This is a genomic window from Rhodanobacter sp. MP1X3, from assembly GCF_014207165.1.
In the GTDB taxonomy this organism is placed as follows: Bacteria; Pseudomonadota; Gammaproteobacteria; order Xanthomonadales; family Rhodanobacteraceae; genus Rhodanobacter.
Map to the genome: position 1 here is coordinate 1,234,331 of NZ_JACHCO010000001.1, position 26,773 is coordinate 1,261,103.

Genomic DNA, 26,773 nt, shown 5'->3' on the forward strand with positions numbered 1-26,773 from the left:
GTACTCGGGCTAGGAAACAACAGCAGGTGATAAACGTGATTCAACCCCGCCTGACCCAGGTGTTTCGTTTCGTCCGTCACGCCTATGCCGATGGCGTGGTCGAGCTGGTCTATGCGTTCGATGACGGTGATGAGCTGATCGAGAAGATTTACTTTCCCGATGTGCCGGTGCTGCCGCCCGAGCGAGCCGAAGCCTTTGGACGTGCGCTGCGGCTGCTGCACCTGATCGCCGGCGTCAGCTACTACAAGGCAGGCGTGCCGCCAACGATCGAAGTGGCTGATGGCTCATTGGACGACGCAACCGCCGATGTACTTGATGCGCTGTACCTGCACGGGCTGGCCGAATTCGCGTATCGCAACGCTCTGGATCTGCGCGGACGCATCATCTTTCCGCGAGGTGGTTCCACACAGTCGGCAGCAGCATCTCTCGGCCTGCCGAAGCGCACCTTGGTGCCGATTGGCGGTGGCAAGGATTCGCTGGTGGCGGTTGAGGCGATCAAGGCCATCGGCGGCGAGGCGACCGCGGTATGGGTCGGCAACTCGCCGTTGATCGCGGCCTGCGCCGAGCGTACTGGCCTGCCCATGCTCAATATTCAGCGCGAACTTGCACCGGGCCTGTTCGAGTTGAACCGGCTCGGTGCATGGAACGGTCATATCCCGGTGACGGCGGTGAACTCGGCGATCCTCGCGGTGGCAGCGATTCTCTATGGCTACGATTCCATTGCGTTCGCCAACGAGCGTTCGGCTTCGGTGGCTACGCTGGAGTACGACGGTCTGCAGGTGAATCACCAGTGGAGCAAGGGCTACGCGTTCGAGCAGCTATTGGGCGACTGGCTGCACACGCACGTTGCTGCTGATCTGGATTACTGCTCGCTGCTGCGTCCGTATTCGGAGCTGGCAATCACGCGCGCGTTTGCCAAACTTACGCCGTATTTCGACACGTTTTCCAGCTGCAACCGCAACTTCAAGCTGCTCGGCCCCAAGCCGGCCGATCGCTGGTGCGGGCACTGCCCGAAGTGCCACTTCGTGTTTCTTGCACTGGCGCCGTTCCTTTCCAAGCCACGGCTACTGGGTATTTTTGGACGCAACCTGCTCGATGACGAAACGCAGTCGGCCGGCTTCGATGCGCTGATGGAGTACCAGGACCACAAGCCGTTCGAATGCGTGGGCGAAGGTGCCGAGGCGCGTGCCGCAATGTTCGCGCTGAGCCAGCGACCGGAGTGGCAGGAGGATGCACTGGTTGCACGCTTCCGCAGTGAAATTTTGCCGCAGCTCGATGCCTCACAGCTGGCTTTGGAATCATGGCTGCAGCCGGATACCGAGCATCGCGTGCCGGCACGTTTGCAGCCGGCGCTGGCAACCATCGGCTGATGCGTATTGCCGAACTGGCGGATCGGCGCGTCGCGGTCTGGGGTTTTGGTCGCGAGGGCCGGGCGACGATCGCCGCGGTGCGCGAGCAATTGCCTCACCTGCCGCTGACGCTGTATTGCAGTGAATCGGAAATCGACGCTGCGCATCGCTTCGACAATGCACTCATCGTCCGTGGCCAGGAGCCGGATGCCATCGCGTTGAGTGTTTTTGACGTAGTGGTGAAATCGCCGGGCATTTCCGCGTACAAGCCGGCCATCCTCGCCGCGCAGGCGCACGGTACGCAGTTCACCTCGGGTACCGCGCTGTGGTTTGCGGAAAACCCCGGTGCACACGTGATCGCCGTGACCGGTACCAAGGGCAAGAGCACCACCAGTGCGATGATCGCTCACCTCGCGCGATCGCTCGGCGTGCGTACGGCGTTGGCCGGCAATATCGGTTTGCCTCTGCTTGAGTTGCGCGGACAATCCGCCGAACTCTGGGTTATCGAGCTGTCCAGTTTCCAGACCGGCGAAGCCGCCTCGCTGGAGCTGGGCGTCATAACCAGCCTGTACGAAGAGCACCTCGACTGGCACGGCTCGCGCGAGCAGTACGTCATCGACAAGCTGCGACTCGTCGATGCCTCTCGCCAGCTATTGGTCAATGCGCTGCAGCCCGTGCTGATGGAGCGTACGCAGGAGCATCCGCACCGCCTGCTGTTCGGACAGCTATCCGGCTGGCATGTGGCCGATGGTTTTATCCGTCGCGGTGCCGACGAAGTTTTTCCGACCGCCCAGCTCGCTGCGCCCGGTTTGCACAATGCGCTGAACGCCTGCGCCGCGCTCGCGGCATTGGCTGATATCGGCATGGATGCGCTGGCGGCGGCGCCCTCGCTGGCGAATTTTCTTCCCTTGCCGCATCGCCTGCAGCCGCTGGGTGAACGCGGGGGATTTCACTGGATCAACGATTCCATCAGCACCACGCCACAAGCAACGCTGGCCGCTCTGGAAAGCCTGCGCGGTCAGTCGGTGACGGTACTTGTCGGCGGCTACGATCGCGGTGTCGACTGGACCGCTTTCGTCGAGGCAATGAGCGCCACGCCACCCCATGCGATTATCTGCATGGGCAGCAATGGCACGCGCATTGAAGCCGCGCTGCGTACCGTTGACGTCTGCTGTCCGATGGTGCGTGTCGATGATCTTGTCACTGCGATCACCGAGGCAAAAGCGCGAACCAGCAACGGTGGCGTGATTCTGCTCTCGCCCGGCGCACCAAGCTTTGATCAATTCCAGGATTACGCAGAGCGCGGCCGCCGTTTCACCGAGCTGGCCGGCTTCGATAGGGTGGCTATTACAGGCATCGACGGCTTGGGCATTGGCTAGCGTAGCGCGCAAACAATAGGTGCGCTTGTCTCGGCACTCTTATTGCGACGAGTGACTTAGCGCAGCGTATAGCCGGTCACTCGCCATCGCTGGTCGGTGTCGAGATGGAACGACACCCGTTCGCGTACAGGCTTTGGGTCGGTACCGAACTGGGTTGCAAAGGCTACGTTGATGTAAATGCCGGCCGGAGTGGTGGGTCCGCCCTTGGCGGCCACGCGACCGTCGGAGACGAGGCTTCCAAGTCCGCTGAGTTGCCGCAATTTGACCGCGCCGAGCGGCGCACGTTCTGCGGTGATCTGGCTCACGAAGACGTCTTTGGTAACGATGGCCTTGGTAATCCCGGATGCGTTGTCCCAAACCTCGTCGGCCTTGTTCTTGTCGATCAGTTCGGCGACCTGGGTAGCGAGAGCGACTAGCTGCGGACCTACATTGCTGAGCTCTGCCTGCAACGCCTTCTGTTGCGGCGTCAGTGTTTCAGCTGTTGGCGGTTTGATGGCCGGCGCTGGGTTTTGCGCCTGTGCTGCAGTGGCGACAATCAGCAGCATTGCAGGGAAAAAGAATTTGGCGAACATCAGACAATCTCCGTCAAGGACCATGTCGATTCAGCAGCCTGAGTTGACGTTAGCACGACCGCGTGCGTAGCGCAGTCTGCTGAATCGCTACTTGCGGATGGCTCGCGGTGAGCGCATTGATTCGTTTTTGCTGACTTGGTGCAAGGGGATTTCGCGATTCGAGAGTTGCCGAATGTCAGAAATCCACCGCATCAAACTCCGCAAACATGTGATGTGATTCCTTCAGTTGCGCCAGCGGCGTGTAATCACAGGTTTCGCCTAACTCGGCCATAGCACGCCTGCCGCGGCATTCGTGTGCGCTTGTGTGAGCGCTTCCGCTTAGCACCATTCAAACACTTCGACGATCGTGTCATCGCCAGCACGCATCACGTAGCCGTGTCGGTCGGTGATCAGATCCTCGGCGTCGAGTACATCAAGATGTTTTCACTGCGGCAAGCAGCTGCTTTTCCTTGCCGGGTTTGGACGTGTAGAGAACGAAGGCGAAGCGTTCCAAGTGATTCCTTAGCGGGTGATGTGCAACAAAGTCATGAACAACAATGTGAGGCACGACGGCATGCCTCACGTTGTCCATGATTTTTACCAGATGCGTACACGATCATCTGGCGCGAGATACAACTTCTCGTCGGGCTTGGGTGCAAACGCGTCGTACCACGCATCGATATTGCGCACGGTCTGCGCGCGAAAATTTCCCGGCGCGTGGCCATCGGAAATCACCTGCGCACGCATGGCCGCATCGCGGGTTTTTTCCCGCCACGATTGCGCGAACGCGAGAAAGAAACGCTGGTCGCCGGTGAGTCCGTCGATCACGGGTGCCGGCTTGCCGCGCAGCGACTTGTGATAGGCGATATAGGCGACCGTGAGACCGGAGACGTCGGCGATGTTCTCACCCAGCGTCTGCTGACCGTTGATATGCAGGCCGGGCAGCGCCTCGTAGGCACTGTATTGAGTCACCAGTTTCTGCGTGGCGGCCTTGAAGTGCGCCTGGTCGGCTGGCGTCCACCAGTTGGCCAGTTTGCCGTTAGCATCGAACTCGGCGCCGGTATTGTCGAAGCTGTGGCTGATCTCATGGCCAATCACTGCGCCGATCGAGCCGTAGTTGGCGGCGGGGTCGGCTTTGGGATCGAAGAACGGTGCCTCGAGAATCGCGGCCGGGAAGTTCAGTGCATTCTGTAGCGGCAGGTTGACCGCATTGACGGTCTGCGGCGTCATCCACCATTCGTTGCGATCGACCGGCGCGTCCAATTTGGCCTTCTGGTGCTGGTATTCGTGCTGCTCGGCACGCAGGTGGTTGCCGACCGGATCATCTGCCTTGATGGTGAGGTCGGCGTAATTGCGCCAGGTTTCCGGGTAGCCCACGCCGACATGGGTGGTGGCGATCTTGGCTTTGGCCTTGGCCTTGGTCGACGGCGTCATCCAGGTCAGTTCATCCACGCGGCTGTCGAACGCCGCCAGGATATTGTTGACCATCTGCTGCACTTCGATTTTGGACGAGGCAGGGAAGTACTGCTTGACGTAGAGCTGGCCGACAGCATCACCGAGATCGCGATTCACCGCGCCGAGCGCGCGCTTCCAGCGCTCGCTCTGCTTGGGAGTGCCCTGCAAGGCATGGCTGTAGAACTCGAAGCTGGCATCGGCATACGCCTTGGGCAGCAGGCTGGCGACATGGTTGATCGTGTGGAAGGTGAGATAGGCCTTCCAGGTATCCAGCGGTTCGCTGGCCACGAGCGCCGACTCGGCGGTGATCGCGGCGGGTTGCCAGACCACGATCTGCTTCTGGGTATCTAGACCGGCCGCTTTGAAATAGATCGCCCAGTCGAGGCCAGGCGCTTTGCTGGCGAAGTCGGTCAGCGCCCAGGGATTGTTGGCCTTGTGTACGTCCTCGCTGTCGACCAGGCTTTCCTGTGCCTTGGCGATCTTGATCTCCAGATCGAAGACGGCTTTAGCTTTCTCGTCTGCATCGGCGATGCCGGCGTTTTTCAGCTGAGTGGCGATATAGACCTGGTACTGGGAGCGAAAACCCGCCATGTCCTTGTCGGTGTCGAGGTAGTAGTCGCGGTTGGGCATGCCCAGGCCGCCTTGCAGCAGGTAAGGCATGCTGCGCGAGGGGTCTTCCAACCCCTGCGTCACGAACAGACCGAACAGGTGCTCGGTGCTGAAATTGGTTGCGTTGATCGGGTCCACGTCGGCGCGCAGTTCGGCGCCAAGCTGTGTCGCCAGCGCTGCTTTCGTGGTGATCGCGGCGATCGCGCCTAGCTGCGGCTGCAGCGGCGCCAGGCCGTGCTTCTCAATACTGGCGGTGTCCATGAAAGCGGCGTAATAGTCGGCGATCTTGCGCTGGCTGGTGCCAGCCGGCGCCTTGCTGGCCGCGATCGTCTTGATCAGTTCGGCGTTGCGCTTCTCCGCCTTCTCGAACACGTGCAAGAACACGCCGGTGCTGGAGCGGTCGGCGGGAATCACCGCGGTCTTGCGCCAGTTTTCGTTGGCATAGCCGTCAAAGTCATCGCCCGGCTTGATGCTGTGATCGATGCCGACCAGGTCGATACCCGAGGGGCTGCGTGGGGCATCCACGGCGCCGGTGGTCGTGACGCCGAGGCTGCAGAGAATTGCAGCAGCAAGAATCCATCGTTCGGTCGACATGGCTGAGTACACCTCGAAGAAAAGTACCCCACGATAAACCGCCCGGCGGTGTTTGTGTGCATGACGGATGGGCCACTGGTGCCATACGTCAAGTTGTTTCAATGGGCTTCGGCCGGGGGCGCTGCTGCGGCACTGGAGGCAGGCCGGCAGAACGGTACCATCACTAGTGCTGCGATGAAGATCCATGCCATCAGGCGAAACACGTCGTTGAAGGCCAGCGTCAACGATTCGCGGCCCACCACGCGGGCGATCTCGCCTTGCGCCATCAGCAGCGCGTGTGCCGAATCGCTGGTGACGTTACCGATGCGCGCGGCCAGCGCGGCCAGGAAATCCGGCGCGACGCGTCCGGATTCACCTAGGCTTTCGCCGATACGCAAGGCGTGGATCCGAGTTTGATCCTGCAGCCAAGTATTGACCAGTGCGATGCCGATCGCACCACCGAGATTGCGCATCAAGTTGAACAGGCCGGAGGCGTAGCGCAGTTCGGTCATGGCGAAGCCACCCAGGGCCATGTTCACACTGGGCACGATGCACAGCATGATTGCAAAACCGCGCAGCAGTTGCGGTGCCAACAGCGAAACGAAGCCCCACTCCGGCGTCATGTAGGAGGCAAGCCACAAGCTGGTAGCGAATAGCGGCAGGCCGGCGGAAATCATCCAACGTGGGTCGAACCGTTGCGACAGTCGCGCCGCCAGCACCGTGCTGAAAACCTGTGCCAGCCCGGTGACGAAAACCGTGGTGCCGATCTGCAGGCTGTTGAAATCACGCACTCTGCCGAGGAACACCGGTATCAGATACGTTGCCGAATACAGCCCGAAGCCGATTACCAGATTGAACAGGCAGGCAAAAGCGAAGGTGGGCTTGCGAAACGGCGACAGCTTCACTACTGGCATCGCCGAGCGGAATGAGCGCTCGAGAAAAAGCATGAAACCAACGAAAGACAGCCATGCCGCCGTGGCGATGGTAGGGTCGCCTAACCAGTCATGCCGTGGGCCTTCTTCCAGCACGTATTCCAGGCCACCAAGAAACGTTGCCATGGCCGCAAGGTGCACGTAGTCAATGCGCTTGAGCATCGACAGGTTGGGCTTGTCGACCTTGACGAACAGGATCGACATTCCGGTGACAATGATGCCGGGCACGATATTGATATAAAAAATCGAGCGCCAGCCGATCGCTGCGGTGAGCCATCCGCCTACCGTCGGTCCCAGCGTCGGCGCAAGCACCGAAACCATGCCCAGGATGGCGGGAATCATTGCGCGATCCTTGCCGGTAAATAGGTAAAAGCCGGTGGCAAACACGGTGGGCACCATCGCGCCACCGACGAAGCCCTGGATTACTCGGAAGGCAATCATCGACTGGATATCCCACGCCATGCCGCACAGGGCGCTTGCTGTCGTGAACAGGCCAGCCGAGAGCGCAAACAGCCAGCGCGTGGACAGCGCCTGCGCCAGAAACGCGGCGAATGGAATCATCACGAGTTCCGCCATCAGGTAACCGGTCTGTACCCAGCTGATTTCATCCGGCCCGGCTGAAAGCCCGGCCTGCACGTCGTTGAGCGAGGCAGCCACGATCTGGATATCGATCAGCGCCATGAACTGGCCGAACGCCAGGATCCCGAATATCAGGTATTTGCGCGCCAGCGGCAGGCTGGCTGGCGAAGTTGATGCAGTATTCATTAGGTGACTTGCATTGGTTGGCGTTTATTATATGATGATAATCATATAAACAGAGCGACAAGTCCATGCGCTATGACACCGAGCACAAGCAGCAGACCCGCATGAAGGTGCTGCAGGCCGCCGCCAAAGCCATTCGCGCTGAGGGCCCCCACCGCGTCGGCGTAGCCGGTGTGATGGCCGAGGCCGGACTGACGCACGGTGGTTTCTACGCGCACTTCGCCTCCAAGGATGAATTGGTCGCCGCGGCCATCGGCCAGATGTTCGACGACGCGCGCCACCGCGTGCAGCATGAGATGAAGGACCGCACACCTGCCGAAGGTCTGGTTGCCTATATCGATTTCTATCTTTCGAAAAGGCATCGCGACGCCCGAGGCGCGGGCTGCCCGATGGCCGCACTGGCATCGGACCTGCCGCGCCTGGACGATGCCGCTCGCGAACAGTTTGCGACCGGGGTACGTCGGCTCACGGTTGCCTTGGGCGAGAAGCTTGCCGCGCTGGATGGCGCCAACATCAAGCATACCGTTGCAAAGAATGCGGCCATCGGCGCACAGGCGCGCTCGATGATCGCCGAACTGATTGGCGCGCTGTCGCTGGCGCGCATCGAGCCCGAGGCGAAGTGTTCGGATGAAATCCTCGCCGCTTCGCGTCGGTCGCTCAAGCAGCGGCTCGGACTGGAGTCAGTGCAATGAGCATGGTCGAGGAGATCGGCAAGGGGCTAAGCGGGCTGGAGCAGTTGCGCGTGGTCATGGCATGTGGAAAACGGCCCGGTATTGCCGAATCGCTGGACTTCGATCTGGTCGAGGTAGACGAGGGGCGCGCGGTGTTCGCTGGCGTACCGGGGCCGCATGCGTACAACCCGATGGGCATGGTGCACGGCGGTTATTTCGCCACGCTGCTGGACTCGGCGCTGGGTTGTGCGGTGCATTCGCGGATGACCGCCCAGCAGACATACACCACGCTGGAACTGAAAGTGGCATACCACAAAGCGCTGACGGCACAGTCGGGTCTCGTACGCGCCGAGGGCCGGGTTATTTCAATGGGGCGTCGAGTGGCGTTCGTCGAGGGTAGCCTCACCGATGCCAATGGCAAACTTTACGCGACGGCTAGCTCCACCTTGCTGGTCATGGACCGATGAGCGCCGAAGCTTCGGCGGTCGAAGCATCACCACATCGACTGGCATGGTCACGTCGGCCGCTGCTGGTCGCAACGGTCGCCATCCTGATTGCTGTTGCTGGCGTGCTCTATATCGCTTCACCCAGGGGGAGCGAATCGACCGACAACGCCTATCTGCAGGCGGACAGCTCGATCGTCGCACCCAAGGTGCGCGGCTTGGTGGCCGCCGTATTGGTGCAGCACGATCAGCGCGTGCATCGTGGTGACCCGCTGGTGCACATCGATGCCGAGGAATTCGATGCGCGCGTTGCCTCTTCCACGGCCGCTTTGCAGAACGCGCAAGCTGCGGTGCAGGCGGCGCAGGCAGCACTGGTTGCGCTCGATGCGGAAGAAAAACTGGCCGGGTCCAACGTGCGCGTCGCGCAGTCGACAATCCGTTCCTTCGATGCGCAGCGCTCGCTGGCCGAAGCCGATCGCCGACGCTACGACCAGTTGATCGCCAGCGGCGCTGTGGCGAAACGCGATGCTGAGCAGTTCCGCACTGCAGAGGTGACCGCGCAGGCCAATGCCGATCACAGCCGCGCCGAATTTGCAGTGAGTCGCGATCAGGCCTTAGTGACTTATGCGAAGCGGCTCACGCTGCAGGCACAGTTGGCGCAGGCCGAGGCTGCCGTCGCCAGCGCAAAAGCGGCCATGGATCTGGCTCGACAGGATCAGACCAACACGCTGATCCGCTCGCCGATTGACGGCGTGGTCGGTGATCGCCAAGTCGAGCCAGGGGACTACGTACAGCCGGGTACGCGCTTGCTCAGCGTCGTGCCGTTGCAGGCGCTTTACGTGATCGCCAATTTCAAGGAGACACAGACCGCTCGTATGGTTGTCGGCCAATTGGCCAGCATCGAAGTGGATGCCTTGCCTGGCCACACGCTCACCGGTCATGTGGAAAGTTTTGCGCCCGGCTCGGGTTCGCAGTTCTCGCTGCTGCCGTTCGAGCCGGGTACCGGCAACTTCACCAAGATCGTGCAGCGGGTGCCCGTGCGCATTCGCTTCGATGCGAACCAATCGGCACTGGAACAGCTGCGTCCCGGGCTGTCCAGCACGGTGACCGTGCGATTGCGCAAGACAATTCCTCAGCAGGTATCGCGCTGAGCAGACTGCTCTTTTGCCACTCACTGAAATGCTTTAGCAGCCGGTTCAACACTTTCAGGCGCGATGAGAAACCGCGCCATCTTCCATAGCAACTCTTGAGGCGTGCATCTATGAAAATCAAAGGCAGTACGGCATTCGTGACCGGAGCCAATCGCGGACTCGGTCTGGCTTACGCCAAGGCGCTGCTGGCCGCTGGTGCGATAAAGGTCTACGCCAGCGCGCGTGATCCTTCATCGGTCACGCTGGATGGTGTCGTTCCGATAAAGCTCGACGTGACTAACGCCGATGATATTGCTGCAGCGGCCGCCCAGTGCAGTGATGTGGATCTGCTGATCAACAACGCAGGCATCACGGTGCGTGGCGAAGCGCTGTTGTCCGATCTCGGCGTGGATTCACTGCGCTTACTGATGGAAACCAACGTCTATGGTGTGCTGGCCGTGAGCCGCGCGTTCGCACCGGTGCTCGCCAGGAACGGTGGTGGTGTGCTGGTCAACATGCTTTCGGTGTTGAGCTGGATCAGTTTGCCCGGCACGAGTATTTACCCGGTGACCAAGGCCGCCGCGTGGGTGGTAACCAATGGCCTGCGCAATGAGCTCAGCAGGCAAGGCACTTTGGTGGTTGGTGTGCACGCGGGGCTGATCGAGACCGACATGATCAAGGGCATTGGGAACGCCACGTTGCCGAGGTCACGCCCCGAGGATATTGCCAAGGCTGTCATGAAAGGCATCGAGGCGGGGGACAGCGAAGTGATTGCCGACGACACCTCGCGGAACGTCAAAGCTGGCTTTGGAAAAACGCCAGCGGCTTATCTGGCGACCAGCGCGCAGTGAAATAAAAACGGCCGACGAGTCTGGATCCGATGCTTTCATGCATCGTCCGAACAGTCAGCCGTTTCAGGTAAATCGATCGCTGCTCAGGACAAGGCAGTGATCGTAGTTAAGCCGCGATGCCGTCCTTGGCGCCTCACTTGAGCGGTCGGTGAGCTGCTCAATCAAGAACGATCAGCGGTGCTTATCGTCATCCTTGTGCTTTGCGGCGGGATGTGGCGCAGGGTGAGCAGCACCGCTGTTGTGCGGCTGCGGACGCGGTGCGGCTTGCTCGTGGCGGGCCACTTCCTGCGGACGCGGCTGCGCCATTGGACGCGGCGCAGCCGTCTCGCGAGGAGCTACGGCCTGCCGTTGCTGCGGCGCTTGCTGCCGCTCCGGCTGATTGACATGTTGCGGCTGGTTGAAATGTTGTGCTTCGGCCGGTCGTGCGGCTGCGTGTTGCTGCGCTGATGCATTCACGTGCTGCTGGGGTGCAAATGCGGCATGAGTCTGTGCCGCCGTATGTTGTTCGGCACCGTTGGCGCGATTCACTGCCTCACGATTTTGCTGAGCGCCGGGCAAGCCGTGCTGCGTGTTTGCCACGTTGGAATGTGCGAGGTTGTTCGGCGCTGCATGTCCCACGGCGCGCTCGCTTTGCGCCGTGGTCACACCGCGTTGCGGTACGCCGTTGAAGTGCGGCATGCTCATCGGGGCGTGTGCTGCAGCGGCCACATTTGCATGAGCCACGGCCGGGTTGCCGGCGATGCCGCGCGCGCCCTGCTGACCCGGAAGAGCACGCTGGGCGGCGGCGTTAGCGCCGAAGTTAGGAGTTGCGGCTGCACCTGGGCGATTGTTGACCACGGTGTTGCCAACGTTCCGGTTGTTGTTGATGTTGTTGACCGTACGGTTGTTGCCGTAATTGTTATTGGTGACGTTGTTGTGATTGATCACCGTGGTGGAACGCGAGACGTAGGTGTTGTTGTTGTAGACCACAGCCGGACGGCCGCCACCGTAGCCGCCGCCATAGCCACCACCGCCGCCGCCGTGACCACCCCAGTTCATGCCCCAATTGTTCCAGCCATAACCACCACCGCCGCCATAACCACCATCATGGTGGTGACCGAATAGCGAGCCGACCAGGATCGCTGCGCCGAAACCGATGGCACCAGCGGCAATGAGATCGCCACCGCTGTATCCGCGCGGTTGCTCATAGACATAACCGGGATAATAGGGGACCTCTTCACCGTAGACGACCTGCGGGTTGTACTCCGGCACATAAACGGTGTCCGGATTGCTCGGCTGGATTTCGATCACCTGGGTCGGTGCGGGCACGACGGAATACACCGGCTGGCCGCCATCGCTCTGATAATCGACGGGCGTTGCCGTCTGTGTCTGCACAGTCAGCTGCGTGGAGCTGCGTAGGCTGCCGTGCGACGACGCACGCTGGCGCATGACCTGGATCGCATTCATCACGTCAGTCGGATCGTTGACGTACGCCTCACCGAGCGAAGTCGTCCAGTCAACGTTCTTCGCCATCTGATCGAGCACGCTGGGGAAAACGGTCAGGCCTTTGACGCTGGGATCCCATGGCTGCTGGGCGATGGCGGTCTGCAGCGCGTCACCTTTCAGGTTCGGATTCTGGTCGACCACGCCATCGGCGGCGGTGATCTGGTCAGGATAGGTCGAGCCGGCCAGCACCTGCGCCACGAGCTTGTCCGGGAACAGCGCGATCGGCGCGACCATTTGATAAAGCTGATCGGCGGACGGCGGTGTGTAGGCCGCCTGTTGGGCGCCGGCGGCTGTCTGTGCCGGTGCGGGGGCCGATGCGGAACTAGCAAGAGGCTGCGCCGGCGTGGCCGGCTGATTGCAGCCTGCTATCACTACGAAGCCTGCGCAGAGCAGGGTGTACATCGTGTTTCGTGCAAGCGGCATACGGGTCACGGGGCAACCTCTCAGGTAAATGGGTGAAAGTACGGAAATCCAAATCCTTCCTGCAATTCCTTTCGGAGACGTTCTGTTCGAAGACGCTTCCTGTCGAGAACTTGCAGCTTTCTTAGTCCGCACTCGTGATTTCAAGCGGAAGTGTGGCGTGAGGTGGATTATCAGGGCGTGATTTGAACGGTTGCTGTCGCGACAGTTACCGTTCGTAGCGATAGTTCAGGCTGGCGCGGTTGAAGTCGGTAGCGTTCTGCGCCTCGAAGTTCCAGCGTTGGGTGAGGCGATAACGCAGCGTAATTACCTGGCCGGATTCAAACAGGCCAACGCCATAGCTGAGATAAAGCCGCGGTGACAGATACTTACCCACGGTAAACGCGGAGTTGCCGTTCAGTGCGTCGCTGCTGCTGACGCCGATATCGTCCACACCCAAGCGCGATCCGATCCGCTTTGCCAGGAAATTACCGCCGGCCGAGCCCAGTGCCTGCGCAGCGGAACTGACGGCACTGCCTTCGCCACCTTTCACATCCGATAGCGGCTTGCCAGTGATCAGGTATGACAGTGCGTCGGATTGTTCCATCACCGGATTGGAGAACACGGTAACGCTCGGGCGCTGCGCGGTGCCGGCAATCAGCAATCCGACCACTTGCCCGTCATCGACGGTGGCGTTCGGGTTGATCTTGCGCACGGCGCGGATGTTGAGGCCGGGGTTGTCGATCGGCGTACTGGCGAACAGCAGCTGACCGCGCTCGATCTGCAGATTCTGACCGTAGGCTTTATAGGTGCCGTTCACACCGATCTGGCCGCGACCGGTAGTGGCGCGTCCGGGTATTTCGCTGACCGTGAGCTGGCCACTGAGGTGGCCATCCAGACCCTTGCCGATCAGGTGGGTCTTGGAGCCGAGATCAACTTTCACCTGCGCACTGATCGGCAGCCCTTTGGCAGCTTGCTCCGGCTGTTCCTGATCGACCACCACGATGTCTGGCGAGGCTTTGCTGGCACCGGTGCCGGGCAGCTTGTCGAGATTGACGTCAGCGCTGTCCAGCGTGACACCGCCGCCAACATCGATGCCCTTGGCATCCTGCTTGATGGTCAGATCCGGTGAGACCACAACCTTGGCGGCAGGAATGTCTGCGGCGGTGAACTGGCTTCCCTTGAGCGTGATCGTCGTTTGCGCGCTGGCACCAAGGTCACCGCTCCCATCGATCGCCAACGTGCCCTTGCCGGACTGCACGTTGCCCGTGATACGGAAGTGCTGCGCATCCAGCGCACTGACCACCACCTTGCCCTGCGTGAGCTTGAGACCGGCGGCGGGCACTTCGGCGGCAAAGTCGCTGAGGGTGGCGTTGCCGAGAACAGACGGCTGTTTCAACGTGCCGCCGATACGGAAACTGCCGCCTAGCGCGCCCTTCACGTTGGCTACCTGACTGGTCAGCAGCTCGATGAAACCGAGTTTGTTGAGGCGCAGATCGAGCTGGCCGTTGAGCGACTGCTGCGCACCGCTGACGATGATTTGGCCGTCCAGACGTCCACCGCCGTCGAGGCCGCCGTGCAGCTCGACGCGCTGGCTGTCCGGCGAGAGCGTAGCGTTGATGCCCAACTGGTTATAGGTCAGCAGCGGCTCGTCGGCGTGGTCGGTATAGGTCACGCTGCCGTTTGCCGAGGTGATTGATGCGGTGCCGCTCAGCGCTCCAGCCGCGTTGCGACGGATGTTGCCGCTGCCTTCCAGCGTACCGTCAGCGCGCACCGGCAGATTGGCTTCACCGGCAGCATTCATCAGCAGCGCGAGTGGCAGCTGGCGCAAGCGGTAGCTGGCATCGAGGTTGCCTGCCTTGTCCTGTTTGGCCTGCACGCATAGCAGCGGATCGCCAGCACTCAGGCACATTTCCGAAATGCTCATTGCACCGCCAACGTAGGCGAGCTGCGCCGGTTGCTGCAAGCGCAGTCCAGGCAAGCCTTGCGGCTCCAGTGTCAGCGTGGATAGCGTGCCGCGCCAGTCGGAGCCTTTCAGCGCACCGTTCAACACCAGCATTGCTGAAAGCTGCGTGCCGCGTGCATCGAGATTCAGACTGTGCTGCGCTGCTGTGCCGCTGGCCAGCAGGCTGATCTGCGAAAACAGCAGACCGCTGGCATTCACGTCGTGCAGCTGCAGGTTGAACTTGCCGCCGGGGTTGCTGATGTCCGGCACGTTGGCATCGAGCTGCAGGCTGGCGACGCGCTGCTGCTGGTAGGCGATAGACTGCCCCTGCAACTGGCCGTCGACGCTGAGCTTCGGCTGCCGGCCGCGCACATGGAACGCGCCATTCAATCGACCGCTGGCATCGGGCAGCCAATCCCCCAGCGAGGTGACGGCAAGATCCAGCGCAATATTGTTGGCAGCACTGTCGCCGCCGCCTGAACTTTTCGCGGCGACGCGCACGGTGCTGCCCCCCGAGGAGAGATTGAGTTGACCATCGACGACTTCGTTGGGCGAAAGGTGCAGCGTGCCATCACCCTTGATCGCGCGCTTGCGCAGCGTGCCGTTGAGTTTGCGGATTTCCAGCGTCACGTCGGGACGGTTCTGCGGCAGCGTGCCGTGGCTGGCGATGTCGAAGTTCAGCGCGCCGCTCCAGCCAGCTAGCAACTGGCCGGGATCGAGCTGATCGGCGGTGGCATCGACCTGCCAGGTCAGTGCGGGATGTAGGCTCAACGTGCCATTGACCTGCATTCCGCCGTGCACCTGCTTCAGCGCTAGCGTATGCAAAGCAATCTGCTGCGGTGTGCCGTCGAGATTCAGCGCCAGTGACGCCAGCTTGCCGGGTGGGCCGATCGCGACATCGCCTTCCGCGTGATAGTTGTTGGAACTGCCACTGGCTTTCAGTGTGCCGTGACTGGTCAGCGGCTGGCCGACCAACTCTGCCGGTAGTTGCAGGTCGTTCCACTGGATGGCCAGCTCGGCGCTTACTGGCTGCGCATCGAGTTGCACGGTGCCGCTGGCCGCCACACTCCCCTTGATCTGCGGTGAACCCAGGTTGAGCTGGCGCAGGGTCAGCGTCTTGAAGTCGTGATCGAACTGCACGCTGAGCGGTTGCAACAGCAGCTTGTAGTCGTTGAGGTTGAGCGTGCCATTGAGAACAGCGCTGTAGCGGTCGCCGTGGCCTTGCAGCGACAACGCGAGCGCCTTCAGCGAACTCTCGCCGAGCAGCGGTTTGGGATCGAAAGTTGGCGCATCGAGTTTGGCCGTCCAGACGTAGTCGCCGCTCTGGCTCAGATCGAGTTGCAACTGCGCGACCGTTGGCTGCTGAAGTTTTAAATCCACATGCGCGCGCTGGCCGTCGCTGTGCACGGTGAGGCTGCCGGCATAGTCCGTGGTGTCGACCTTCCACGCGAAGCTGGCGCTGCCGTTGCCCTGGTAATTCTTGCCCACGGCCAGCTTGCCGCCGAGCATGGCGTGGCCATCCGGTGCCTGCAGATCGAGCTGGCGCAGTTCGATGCCCTTGCTGGTCCAGCTGCCGGCGAGATCGAGCTTGTTCGAGGCGAACACGGTCTGCTTGGCCTGGGTGATTGTTACGGAACCGACATGCACGCGATCCAGCAACAGATCCAGCGGCGGTCTCAATGAAAAGGTCGAGTCGCTTTTTTCCGTTGGTGGTGCGTTCGACGGCAGGGCTACGTTGACGCCATCGACATCGAGGTCCAGCACGTGTAACCGTTTGCCCAACAGCGGCCAGATGCGCAGATCGAGATGGACGGTGGCGACCTGTGCATCAAGCCCGGTGCCGTCGCGATAGCGCACGCCGGAGAGATCGAGCGGTCCGATCAGACGTCCGTCGGCTTGTTGTACCTGCAGTGCACCATGAGTCATCGATTGCGCGTGTGCCAGCGCAAAGCGCAGACCGGATGAGGTGCCGAGCAGCCATGCGGCGGCCGCGACGATCAATACAAAGAGCAGCAATAAAATCGCGCCGATCCAACGCAGCCGGTGACGCAGTGGCGGCTTGGCAGAAGAAGCAGACGGGTTCATGGCATTCACATCACTCATAGATCCGGTCCGATCACGAGGTGCAATTCAAAGCCGCTTTCGCGCGAGTTGTGAATCGGTGTGCCGACATCAACGCGGATCATGCCCACCGGCGACAGCCAGCGTACGCCGAGACCGGCGCCGATGACCGGGCTGTAATTGGTGCCGGTGAACGCGTTGCCGGCGTCGACAAATGCCGCCATGCCCCAGGTGCGGGTGAAGTAATGCTCCACTTCGGTGCTGGCGACCAGCAGATTTTCGCCACCAATGACGCGACCGAAACTGTTGAGCGGACCGACTTCCTGAAACCCATAGCCTCGGATCGAGCGATCGCCACCAGCGAAAAAGCGCAGTTGCGGAGGCAGTGCAGTGAAGTCGTTGGTCCAGGTGACGCCAGCCGTGCCACGCAGGATCAGTCGGTTACGATCGTTGGCGCCAAACGCGTCGATCCATTTGGCATCGGCCATCAGCTGGCTGAAGCGCGCATCGGAGAGCAGTGTGCCGGCGGTGCTGCGTGCGGTCAGGCTCAGTGACCAGCCGTGATGGACGAAGTTGGGATTGTCGGCCTTCTTGCGCGACAGCGACGCTTCGCCAAATACCTCGGTACTGCGGCCGTGCTCGATGCCGGGCGTGCTGTCCGGCTCGTTGCCGATCTTGCCCACGGTGAACGTACCAGACAGCGCATGCACGCCGAGCGTTCGAGTCCAGCCGTGCCACAGTTCGGTTTCGTTGGCGACCAGCTCGAGCGTACGCGACTGCGAGGTATCGGTATTGGAGTCGCGATAAGTGGCGCCATAGTTGAGGCTACGCTGGTTGGTGCCGGGCAGGGGAACGGAATACAGCGTGGACACCGTTTTCAATCGTTGCGCCAGCACCACTTCGTTCTTCCACTTGTGCCCGCGGCGGTTGACCCAGCGACGCTCGATGCCGCCGCGTACGCCTACGCCGGTGTCTGTGCCAATGAACGGACCGCCGCTGTAGATCGTGCGCTTGGCCGGCGCCAGTTGCACACTGATATCGACGACACCATTTTTCGCGCTGTCCACATCGGGCAGCACGTTGACTACTGAAAAATAATCCGCGCCGTTCAAGGCTTGCTGCAGTTCCAGCAGCTGATCCTGTGAGAAATAATCGCCGGGTTTAAACGGTATATAGCGATCGAGGAAATCCTCGCGGAACTGCGAGTTGTCAAAGTGCACCTGACCGTAGCGGTAGCGTTCTCCAGCTTCCCATGCCAGCGTGATGACGGCGTGGTGCTCCGCCCGATTCACTTCGACACGATGAGTCACCAACCTGGCATCGAGAAAACCATTCGCAGTGAGCGCGCCGCTGACGCGATCACGCAGATCATCGTAGGCGCCATCGTTCAGTGGCTGGTCCTTGAGCTTTTCCAGTGCGCGCATGGCGCGACGGATCGGTGCGATGGCCGCGGCCTGCTTGTCCATGGTCAGATTGACGGTGGTGATTTTCACCGGCTCGCCCGCCGTCACGTGCAGGGTGACTTTCCAGTCCTTGCCGATCTGCTGAATGTCACCGGTGGTGGTGGCTTCGTAGTAACCGTAAGGTTGGAGCGCCGTTTTCACCTGATCCGGCGCGCGTTCGTAGAGACGGCGCGCTTGGGCCTCGCTCACGTCGCGTGCCGCGTATTGCGATAACTCCACGCTCGAGGTTACTGCGTTCTTGAGCGTGTCATCCACGCCATCCACCACCAGCTGCACACCAGCATGCGCCAGCGGCGTCAGCAGCAGAAAATTCAGCGTCAGCAGCAATCGCTGACGTTGGGCAAATCGGCGCATGCGTGGGGGTTCCGTCCTCAAGGGCGTGTGCACGTAACTAAGCCGGAAGCTTAATTCAGAGAAATGTTCGCGGAGTATGAAAGTACCGCACCGATGCAGCACTGATCAGTACAGTGTTATTGGCATCGTACCGATCAGCACCTGAAAAGTAGTGTTGTAGTGTTTCCAGGCAACGCACGAGTAGATCGCCACGGCCGGCTTTATCAGCCAGCCTTGTCACCCGCCCGGTGAGCGATCCATGCGCCGGCGACCGCTGAAAAATACGGAATCGACTGCGCGCAAAGGATGAATATCCACAGGCGGCCCTCGATGAGGTGCGAGGCGTAACCCATGGCGATGCCAACCACGCACATGCTGATGGCGAAGGCCATCATCATTTCCTCGCGCACCGGCGCGAAGGCGGCAAAGCTCGATTCGCCCAGGCGGCGGCTTTTTGCAGTCACCACGAACGAGGTCTTCTCGCGTGTCAGCCCGTGCAGGATGCCGCGCGCGATCGCATGGCTCAGACCCATGCTGGCCAACGAAGCCATCAGCGTGTCGTACCAGCTGCACGGCACGCGGGCGCGGTACAGCACGATGCCGAAGATCGCCTTGGCAAAAAAGAAGCCGATGATCGGAATCAGGAACAGCTGCATCGGCAGGCTGAAAAGTTCGGGGTAGGCCACCATGCCGGCGGTCCAGAAAATCGCCATCAGGCTGAATAGCAGATGCAGCGCGTCGGCGAACCAGCTGAACCAACCGGTGAGGAAGTGGAAGCGTTGGCCACCCGACAGCGGGCCGGCCTTGGTCATCCAGCGCCAGCGGCCCTTGAGGATCTGCATCGCGCCGAAGGCCCAGCGATAGCGCTGGCTCTTGTACGCCTTGAAGTCGGCTGGGGTCAGGCCCTTGCCCATCAGTTCGTCGACGTAGACCAGGTCGTAACCGGAGTGCATCAGGCGCAGGCCCAGCTCGGCGTCTTCGCAGATCGTCCACTCCGACCAGCCACCGGTGCCTTCCAGCGCCGAGCGCCGCACCATGGTCATGGTGCCGTGCTGGATGATCGCGTTGCGTTCGTTGCGATGATGCATGCCGATGCGGAAGAAGCCGTCGTATTCCCAGGCGGTCATGCGGCGGAACGTGTTGTTCTCGAATTCGCGATGCGCTTGCGGGCACTGCACCACGGCGACCTTCGGATCGTGGAAGTGGCCGGTCAGCGTGGAGAGCCAGTCGTGACGTACTTCGTAGTCGGCGTCGATCACTGCGACAACATCGGCACGCGGATCGGTTTCTTTCAAACCAAAATTCAGTGCGCCGGCCTTGAAGCCGGGCCACGGTTCGAGATGGAAAAAGCGGAAGCGCTTGCCGAGCTGTTCGCAATACGCCTGCACCGGTTTCCACACGTCCGGGTTCTTGGTGTTGTTGTCGATTACCAGCACTTCGTAGTTCTCGTAATCGAGTGCGGCCAGCGAATCGAGCGTGATGATCACCATCTCCGGCGGTTCGTTGTAGCAGGCCAGGTGGATCGATACGAACGGCTGCTTCTCCGGGCGGTCTGGCCGCAGCATGCCAGCATTACGCACCCAGCTTCGGCGCCATAGCACTTCGGTGAACTCGAAACCGTTGATCAGCAGGATGGCAAGAATCGCGATCTGCGCCGGGAACAACAGCACCAGCATGGTCCAGTCGATCCAGCTCAGATAGAAATTGAACGGCAAGGTGGCCGACCAGGTCAGCAGGCCACAGGCGAGCTGGATCAGCATGCAGAAAAACAGCCGGCCCATCGGTTTGAATCGGCTGAATCGGCGCGCAAACCAGATCATCGGCAGCAGCGCGAGCAGGCTGGCGGCGATCGCCTTCCACGGCCAGTTGGTGTCCTCGATGATCGGGCCGGTCAGCGGAAACTTCAGCTGGCGGTCGGCGTTGAATACGCCCCAGTAGGCGCCGGTGCGGCCTTCGCCGAGATCCTCTTTCCATGGCTGGTCGAAGGCTTCGAACAGGTAGTAATCGATATTTTCTTTTTTGGCCTCGTTCAGCCATACCCTGTCGAAGATCGCCTCGTTGGAGATCGACGGATAGGACTGTTTTTGACGGTCGCCGTTGGATGGCCAGCCAATTTCACCGACCACAATGTGCTTGTTCGGAAAACGATGTTGTATGGCATGGTAGGCGCCCAACGCCTGGCCAACGGCGTCGGACTTGCCGTCTTCTCCGCTGGATACGGTTACGCCGTTCCAGAAGGGGAACAGATGGATGGTGATGAAATCGACGTGGTCAGCCAGCTCGGGATACTTCAGCCAGATGTAGTCTGGCTCGGCAATCGATACCGGCTGATGCAGCGCGGCGCGCACCCGGTCGGCGTAAGCCATCATCTGTTCGGGCGAGAGGTCATTGCGGTATAGCACCTCGTTGCCCACGATCACGCGGTTGATGGTGCCCGGGTAGCGTCTGGCTTGGGCGATGAGCGCGTCGATTTCCTTTTCGTTGTTGTCCAGCCGCTTGTCGATCTCGGCGCCGGCCATTACTTTGAGGCCCTGCTTTTCCGCCAGGCGCAAGACCTGCGGGTTTACTTGCATTGAGTACGTGCTGATGCTGTCCGTGTACCGCCCGAGCAGCTTCAAATCTCCTGCGATCTGGTCATCGGTGGGAAAGTCGTGATTGAGCGGGTTCTGGTAGCGCTGAAACCCCGAGTAGGCAAAGCCGCCGATCTGGCCATGCCAGTCACCTGGCCCATTAGGCAGGTTGCCCCACCACCACAGTCCGATATTCAGCGCGGCCACGACCAGCGCAATCGCCAGGGCGGAGAGAAGCGGGTACTTGCTGTCTTGGTTTGCTGCCGTGGCGCTCAAAAAAATTCCCGGAAAAGCCTGCGTCGGAAGCGCAAAAGCTTAGGGAGCTTAACCAATGCAGGGCAACAGGCTCAACCAAAAGTCCATGCGATGGTCAGCGCGAGGTCAGGACCCGCAGGAAAAGGCATCGAAAAACCCGGCTCCCGTCTCCTTTGGATGTGCCGGCGGTGCTCAATGCAAAACGGCGCCATCGAGAGATGGCGCCGTTGATTTCAGCGGGGCCAAGCTTTGTCAGGGATGCTTATTTCAGCAACGAGCGCAGCATCCAAGCGGTTTTCTCGTGTTCCTTGAGGCGACCGGTCACCATATCGGCCGTACCCTCGTCGCCTGGGCCATCGGCGGCCTTGATGGTTTCGCGGGCGGTATGCGCGGCAATTTCATGGCCTTCGACCAACTGGGCGACCATTTCCTTCCACTCCGGTACGCCAGCCTCCTCCTTGATCGAGGTGAGCTTGCCGAACTGGCTGTAGGAGCCCGGAGCGGAGACATCGAGCGTGCGGATACGCTCGGCCACCTCGTCAGCGGCCAGCCACAGTTCGTTGTACTGCACTTCGAACATGGCGTGCAGCGAGTTGAACTGCGGGCCGGTGACGTTCCAATGGAAGCTGTGGGTTTTCAGGTACAGCGAGTACGTATCGGCCAGCAGCTTGGACAGGTGCTTGGCGATCGCTTCGCGATCTTTTTTATCGATACCGATGGAAATGGACATGTCGCGCTCCTTCCGATGGGGAAATCTGTGGCATTCACATTAGCCGTTACGCAAGTACGAAGGAAATGAATCGTGCCGATGTCGACGATAGTCACCGGCTATGATGTGCGGTCCCATGAATGACGCTTCCATGCCCTCTGCCAACGCCACTGTCGATAGCCGCTTGCGTGACCTGCGCCGGGTGCTGGATGGCGTATCCAGCCGTGATTTCGGTCGACTGCTTGGCCGCTGGCGGTCGTTGTCACGTCGCCTCGATGAGAGCAGGCTGGCCGCGCTGGCGGTCGATATTGAAGCTTCCGCGGCAAGACGACGCGCGCGCGTGGCGACCAAGCCGGCGATCCGGCTGGACGAGTCGCTGCCGATCAGCGCGCGCGCCGAGGACATCGTCGAGCTGATCCGCAAACATCAGGTCGTGGTGATCGCCGGTGAAACCGGCTCGGGCAAGACCACCCAGTTGCCCAAGCTGTGCCTGGCCGCTGGTCGTGGCGAGGCCGGCATGATCGGTTGCACCCAGCCGCGCCGCCTGGCAGCGCGATCGGTAGCGCGCCGCGTGGCGGAGGAACTGGGTACGCCGATCGGTGAGATCGTCGGCTTCCAGGTGCGCTTCAACGATCAGGTGTCCGAACGCAGCCTGATCAAGTTCATGACCGACGGCATCTTGCTCGCCGAGACGCAGGGCGACCCATGGCTCAGCGCCTACGACACCATCATCATCGACGAGGCGCACGAGCGCAGCCTCAATATCGACTTTCTGCTGGGCTATCTGAAGCGGCTGGCGAAAAAGCGGCCGGAGCTGAAGATCATCGTCACCTCGGCGACCATCGATACCGCACGTTTCGCCGAGCACTTCGATGGCGCGCCGGTGGTATCGGTGGAAGGGCGCGCGTTTCCGGTCGACGTGCGTTGGCGCTCGCTCGATCAGCTGGCCTCAGCCTCCGATCAGAAGCGTGGCACCCGCGATATGCAGCAGGGCAGTGCCGAACACATCGCCGCCGTGCTGGATGAAATCACGCATGACGACCCGCGCGGCGACGTGCTGGTGTTCCTGCCCGGCGAACGTGAAATCCGCGATGCGCACCTGCTGCTGTCGCGCCGTCAATACCGCGAGACCGAAATCATGCCGCTGTACGCGCGGCTGTCGGCCGGCGATCAGGATCGCGTGTTCAAGCCCGGCAGCAAACGCCGCGTGGTGCTGGCCACCAACGTGGCCGAGACCTCGCTCACCGTGCCGCGCATCCGCTATGTGATCGATACCGGCACCGCGCGGGTGAAGCGCTACAGCCAGCGCAGCCAGCTCGAGCGGCTGCATGTCGAACCGATCGCGCAGGCGGCGGCCGATCAGCGCAAGGGCCGCTGCGGTCGCGTGGCGGCAGGCATCTGCTATCGCCTGTATGACGAGGCCGACTACGCCAGCCGCGCAGCGTTCGCTGATCCCGAGCTGCTGCGTTCGTCGCTGGCCAACGTGATCCTGCGCATGCTGGCATTGCAGTTGGGCGAGGTGGAGGACTTCCCCTTTCTCGAAGCGCCCGATCCACGTGTGGTGGCCGACGGTTATCGGCGGCTTGCCGAAATTTCGGCCATCGACGAGGCGCGCAAGCTCACTGCCATCGGCCGCATGCTGGCGAAAATTCCGGTCGACGTGCAGCTGGCGCGCATGCTGGTCGAAAGCGAGAAGCTGCATAGCCTGCGCGAGGTGTTGACCATCGTCAGCTTTCTCAGCGTGCAGGATCCGCGCGAACGTCCCGCCGATGCACGCCAGCAGGCCGATGCTGCACACGCAGTGTTCGCCGACCCAAAGTCCGACTTCGTCGGCGTGCTGAATCTGTGGCGCGCCTATCACGAGGTGCACGAAGAGCTGACCCAATCGAAGCTGCGTGACTGGTGCTCGCGGCACTTTCTCAGCTTTATGCGCATGCGCGAGTGGCGTGAGTTGCATCGGCAGCTGTTGCTGGTGGTGCAGGAGCTGGGGTGGACGCGGGATGGGAGTGCTGCTTCGGCAGAGGGCGCCATCAATTCTCCCTCTTCTCGTTGGGGTGAGGGCCGGGGTGAGGGGCCGGGCTTGCGGGATAATGTAAACAGAGCCTCAGCGAGAGCGAAAAAGACGAACAACCTCTCGTCGCGCGAGCACCCACCCCTCACCTCAATCCTCTCCCCGCAGTGGAGAGGAGGCGAACGCGAGAAGCAATCTGTTGATGAAGAGGCGGCTGTCGCACGCCTCTTTGAATCCATCCATCGCAGCCTGCTCGCCGGCCTGCCGACTCAGGTCGGCCGCAAGGACGAGAAGGGTGTGTACCTGAGCACGCGTGAGCGCAAGTTCCAGGTGTTCCCTGGCTCGGCCTTGTCCAAGGTTCCGCCGAACTGGATTTTTTCCGCGCAGATTCTCGATGTGGGTGGGCGTGTCTGGGGCATGATGAATGCTCGTATCGAGCCGCTGTGGATCGAGCAGCAGGCAGCACACCTGTTACGCGCGAGCTGTCGCGACGCGCACTGGTCGAAGAAGCGTGGTTGCGTGGTGGCCTACGAGCAGGTCAGCCTGTTCGGGCTGGTGTTGGTGGAGAAACGGCCGGTGACGTTCCAGTTGCAGGATCCGCCGCTGGCGCACGCGATTTTCCTGCGTGAGGCATTGACGCGTGGCGACATCGACAGCCGTGCGGATTTCGTCCGTGCCAATCAGCGCGTGCTCGAGGATGCCTTGGGCATCGAAGCGAAGCAGCGACGTGAAGGGCTGATTCGCCATGAGGATGATCTGGTGGCCTTCTTCGAGGGAAAGCTGCCGGAAGACATTGCCAGCAGCCGCGCGCTGGATGCGTGGTATCGCAAGGCGCGTCCGGCTGAGCAGGCTGCGCTGCGTTGGTCGTTGGACGACGTAATGGTTGGTGGTGCCGGGCTGGATGCAAAGGCTTTTCCAGCGACCCTGGATATGGGCGCAAGGCGCTACCGCCTCGAATACCGTTTCACACCCGGCGACGAGGCCGATGGCGTGACCCTGCATCTGCCGCTGGCGATGTTGAATGCACTGCCGACGGCGCGCTGCGAGTGGCTGGTACCCGGCCTGCTGGGCGAGAAGGTGGCCGAGCTGATCCGTGGACTGCCCAAGCCGCTGCGGCGCAACTTTGTGCCAGCGCCGGATTTTGCGCGCGCTTTCATCGAAGCCGAATCACCACGCGACGAATCCTTGGTGAAGGTGCTCGTGGCATTTCTCAAGCGAACCACAGGCGTGGAGATCGCCGCGACCGAATTCGCAGCGGTCGAACTGTCGGCGCATTTCTCGATGCGCTATCGCCTGCACGAAGGTGATGACTCGAAAGGCCCTACGCTTGCGACCAGCCGTAATCTGGCCGCGTTGCGCCGACAGTGGGAAGGTCAGGCGCGCGAGGCGTTCTCGCGCAAGACCGATATCGAACTCACCCGCGAGGACGTCACCAGCTGGGATTTCGAAGAGATTCCTGCGCGGGTGCGTTCCGATGGCGGCCTTATGGCTTTCCCTGCGTTGGTGGATCTTGGCGAGACGGTGGCGCTGCGCGTGTTCGAACGCAGCGACGAGGCCAGTCAGGCACACCGGCAGGGTGTGGTGCGACTGCTGCGTAATGCACTTGCCAGCGATGCCAAGCAGGCGCGGCGCCGATTGCCGGTGGGTAATGCACTGGCATTGAAATATGCACCGCTGGGCAGTGTCGATCGACTGCGCGAGGATTTGCTCGAAGGCGGTTTCGATGACCTGCTGCAAAGGCATGACCTGGATGTGCGAACGGCCGGCGCATTTGAATCGCTGCGCGCGCAGTGCTCACGCGAACTGTTTGCCGCTGGCGTCGAGCGATTGAAACTCGCCGAACCGATCATCGAAGCGCAGGCCGAGCTGAAACCGTGGCTGCAGCCGCCGCTGCTGGGTTTTGCCAGGGCCAGCTACGACGACATGCACGAGCAGCTCGATAGTTTGCTCAGCGCCGGCTTTCTGCAGGAGCTGTTGCTGGCCCGACTTGCGCATTTCCCGCGTTACCTGAAAGCGATGCGGTTGCGTGCCGAACGGTTGCAGCAGGATCCGACCAAGGACCAGCAGCGCCTGCTGCAGGTCCTTCCGTATTGGCGCGAGTACCTGAAGCATCGCACCGAGAAAGGTGCAAGTACCGAGAAAGGTATAAGTGCCGCTCGCGCCAGGGACGCCGATCTGGCCGAGCTGCGCTGGTTGATCGAGGAGTGGCGTGTCTCGCTGTTCGCGCAGGAACTCAAAACCGCTGAGCCGGTATCGGCCAAGCGGTTGGCAAAGGCGTTGGCAGCGCTGGGCTGATTACGCGCGTGTCAGTTCACGCGTTCCACGTGGACGGTGTCGTTGCAGCCATCCACGAACATCAGCCAGCTGCCCATGAGCGAGGGTTTGATCTTCGCCGTGGGATTCTCGCCGCTCATGCAGCTGGGTTGCTCGTCACCCACGTGCTTCCATGTCTGGCCGTTGTCCAGCTTGATCACTTTGCCTTCGCTCCAGCCACTGAAATGTCCGGCCACATGGGCAATGATCTTGGTGCGTTTGCCCTGGTCTGGATAGAACATCGGTTTGCCTGTCTCAGTGACGACTTTTGTGACGACGCGTGTGGTCACTTTGCCGTGCGCACTCAACCATCCATCAAGGCTCTGCAGCTCCTGCGGTGAAAGCTTGTCGAGTCCGGCGGCCTTGAACTCGTCGCTGGTCATGCGCTGTTGCAGGCCGTCGGTCTGTTGGGCCTGTGCAGACAGGCAACACAGGGCGAGGGCGGCCGAAAGGAGTGAGTAGCGCAAGCGAATCATCATGGGGTGGGTCCTTGGATAGCGGGCAAGCGTGGACGGGATAATCGG

The 26,773-nt window shown here is 61.3% G+C and carries 16 protein-coding genes; 7 read left to right on the forward strand and 9 right to left on the reverse strand.

The window, feature by feature from the left end; all coding sequences use genetic code 11:
• Positions 1-26 precede the first annotated feature (26 nt).
• Positions 27-1,370, forward strand: coding sequence for a UDP-N-acetyl-alpha-D-muramoyl-L-alanyl-L-glutamate epimerase (gene murL, locus HDE79_RS05095; RefSeq protein WP_184600793.1), 1,344 nt, complete (start codon positions 27-29; stop codon positions 1,368-1,370).
• Positions 1,370-2,728 (forward strand): UDP-N-acetylmuramoyl-L-alanine--D-glutamate ligase, encoded by a 1,359-nt coding sequence (gene murD / locus HDE79_RS05100; RefSeq protein WP_184601123.1) that lies wholly within the window; start codon positions 1,370-1,372, stop codon positions 2,726-2,728. The genes murL and murD overlap by 1 nt, the downstream gene beginning before the upstream one ends.
• A gap of 56 nt (positions 2,729-2,784) precedes the next feature.
• Here murD and HDE79_RS05105 read toward each other — a convergent pair whose 3' ends face one another.
• From HDE79_RS05105 to HDE79_RS05115, 3 genes are all read right to left on the reverse strand, one after another.
• Complete coding sequence (locus HDE79_RS05105; RefSeq protein ID WP_184600794.1) at positions 2,785-3,300, reverse strand: DUF4019 domain-containing protein; 516 nt, start codon at positions 3,298-3,300, stop codon at positions 2,785-2,787.
• 576 nt (positions 3,301-3,876) lie between these two features.
• Entirely contained in the window at positions 3,877-5,937 is a 2,061-nt protein-coding gene (locus HDE79_RS05110) for a M13 family metallopeptidase (protein ID WP_184600795.1), read from the reverse strand.
• 98 nt (positions 5,938-6,035) lie between these two features.
• Positions 6,036-7,613 carry a DHA2 family efflux MFS transporter permease subunit gene (locus HDE79_RS05115; protein ID WP_184600796.1) on the reverse strand — a complete coding sequence of 526 codons (1,578 nt, stop codon included), beginning with the start codon at positions 7,611-7,613 and terminating at the stop codon, positions 6,036-6,038.
• Positions 7,614-7,678: 65 nt separating this feature from the next.
• Between HDE79_RS05115 and HDE79_RS05120 the strand changes: the two genes are divergently transcribed.
• The 4 genes from HDE79_RS05120 to HDE79_RS05135 all read left to right on the forward strand — a co-directional run bounded on the left by HDE79_RS05120 (position 7,679) and on the right by HDE79_RS05135 (position 10,705).
• Entirely contained in the window at positions 7,679-8,302 is a 624-nt protein-coding gene (locus HDE79_RS05120) for a TetR/AcrR family transcriptional regulator (protein WP_184600797.1), read from the forward strand.
• Entirely contained in the window at positions 8,299-8,748 is a 450-nt protein-coding gene (locus tag HDE79_RS05125; RefSeq protein ID WP_184600798.1) for a PaaI family thioesterase, read from the forward strand. The genes HDE79_RS05120 and HDE79_RS05125 overlap by 4 nt, the downstream gene beginning before the upstream one ends.
• Positions 8,745-9,875 (forward strand): HlyD family secretion protein, encoded by a 1,131-nt coding sequence (locus HDE79_RS05130; RefSeq protein ID WP_184600799.1) that lies wholly within the window; start codon positions 8,745-8,747, stop codon positions 9,873-9,875. The genes HDE79_RS05125 and HDE79_RS05130 overlap by 4 nt, the downstream gene beginning before the upstream one ends.
• A 110-nt stretch (positions 9,876-9,985) precedes the next feature.
• Positions 9,986-10,705 (forward strand): SDR family oxidoreductase, encoded by a 720-nt coding sequence (locus tag HDE79_RS05135; protein WP_184600800.1) that lies wholly within the window; start codon positions 9,986-9,988, stop codon positions 10,703-10,705.
• Between the two features lie 171 nt (positions 10,706-10,876).
• On the opposite strand, the gene HDE79_RS05140 is transcribed toward HDE79_RS05135, so the two are convergent.
• From HDE79_RS05140 to HDE79_RS05160, 5 genes are all read right to left on the reverse strand, one after another.
• A complete protein-coding gene (locus HDE79_RS05140) occupies positions 10,877-12,592 on the reverse strand; it encodes a DUF3300 domain-containing protein (protein WP_184600801.1) in 1,716 nt (571 codons plus the stop codon).
• Positions 12,593-12,818: 226 nt separating this feature from the next.
• Complete coding sequence (locus HDE79_RS05145) at positions 12,819-16,619, reverse strand: translocation/assembly module TamB domain-containing protein (RefSeq protein WP_255488245.1); 3,801 nt, start codon at positions 16,617-16,619, stop codon at positions 12,819-12,821.
• A 14-nt stretch (positions 16,620-16,633) separates the two neighbouring features.
• Positions 16,634-18,412: an autotransporter assembly complex family protein gene (locus tag HDE79_RS05150; RefSeq protein WP_184600803.1), complete on the reverse strand. Its 1,779-nt coding sequence runs from the start codon at positions 18,410-18,412 to the stop codon at positions 16,634-16,636.
• 203 nt (positions 18,413-18,615) lie between these two features.
• Complete coding sequence (locus HDE79_RS05155) at positions 18,616-21,237, reverse strand: glycosyltransferase (protein WP_184600804.1); 2,622 nt, start codon at positions 21,235-21,237, stop codon at positions 18,616-18,618.
• Positions 21,238-21,478: 241 nt separating this feature from the next.
• The gene (locus tag HDE79_RS05160) at positions 21,479-21,946 is read right to left on the reverse strand and encodes a Dps family protein (protein WP_184600805.1); all 468 of its coding nucleotides are present in this window, start codon (positions 21,944-21,946) and stop codon (positions 21,479-21,481) included.
• A 130-nt stretch (positions 21,947-22,076) separates the two neighbouring features.
• Between HDE79_RS05160 and hrpA the strand changes: the two genes are divergently transcribed.
• Positions 22,077-26,231, forward strand: a complete 4,155-nt coding sequence (gene hrpA / locus HDE79_RS05165; protein WP_184601124.1) for an ATP-dependent RNA helicase HrpA — start codon at positions 22,077-22,079, stop codon at positions 26,229-26,231.
• A gap of 11 nt (positions 26,232-26,242) precedes the next feature.
• On the opposite strand, the gene HDE79_RS05170 is transcribed toward hrpA, so the two are convergent.
• Entirely contained in the window at positions 26,243-26,728 is a 486-nt protein-coding gene (locus HDE79_RS05170) for a hypothetical protein (protein ID WP_184600806.1), read from the reverse strand.
• Positions 26,729-26,773: the final 45 nt, after the last annotated feature.

Coding starts and splice junctions, on each gene's coding strand:
- murD (WP_184601123.1), top strand. CDS start 1,370: ATGCGTATTGCCGAACTGGCGGATCGGCGCGTCGCGGTCTGGGGTTTT.
- HDE79_RS05105 (WP_184600794.1), bottom strand. CDS start 3,300: ATGTTCGCCAAATTCTTTTTCCCTGCAATGCTGCTGATTGTCGCCACT.
- HDE79_RS05110 (WP_184600795.1), bottom strand. CDS start 5,937: ATGTCGACCGAACGATGGATTCTTGCTGCTGCAATTCTCTGCAGCCTC.
- HDE79_RS05115 (WP_184600796.1), bottom strand. CDS start 7,613: ATGAATACTGCATCAACTTCGCCAGCCAGCCTGCCGCTGGCGCGCAAA.
- HDE79_RS05120 (WP_184600797.1), top strand. CDS start 7,679: ATGCGCTATGACACCGAGCACAAGCAGCAGACCCGCATGAAGGTGCTG.
- HDE79_RS05125 (WP_184600798.1), top strand. CDS start 8,299: ATGAGCATGGTCGAGGAGATCGGCAAGGGGCTAAGCGGGCTGGAGCAG.
- HDE79_RS05130 (WP_184600799.1), top strand. CDS start 8,745: ATGAGCGCCGAAGCTTCGGCGGTCGAAGCATCACCACATCGACTGGCA.
- HDE79_RS05135 (WP_184600800.1), top strand. CDS start 9,986: ATGAAAATCAAAGGCAGTACGGCATTCGTGACCGGAGCCAATCGCGGA.
- HDE79_RS05140 (WP_184600801.1), bottom strand. CDS start 12,592: ATGTACACCCTGCTCTGCGCAGGCTTCGTAGTGATAGCAGGCTGCAAT.
- HDE79_RS05145 (WP_255488245.1), bottom strand. CDS start 16,619: ATGAACCCGTCTGCTTCTTCTGCCAAGCCGCCACTGCGTCACCGGCTG.
- HDE79_RS05150 (WP_184600803.1), bottom strand. CDS start 18,412: ATGCGCCGATTTGCCCAACGTCAGCGATTGCTGCTGACGCTGAATTTT.
- HDE79_RS05160 (WP_184600805.1), bottom strand. CDS start 21,946: ATGTCCATTTCCATCGGTATCGATAAAAAAGATCGCGAAGCGATCGCC.
- hrpA (WP_184601124.1), top strand. CDS start 22,077: ATGCCCTCTGCCAACGCCACTGTCGATAGCCGCTTGCGTGACCTGCGC.
- HDE79_RS05170 (WP_184600806.1), bottom strand. CDS start 26,728: ATGATGATTCGCTTGCGCTACTCACTCCTTTCGGCCGCCCTCGCCCTG.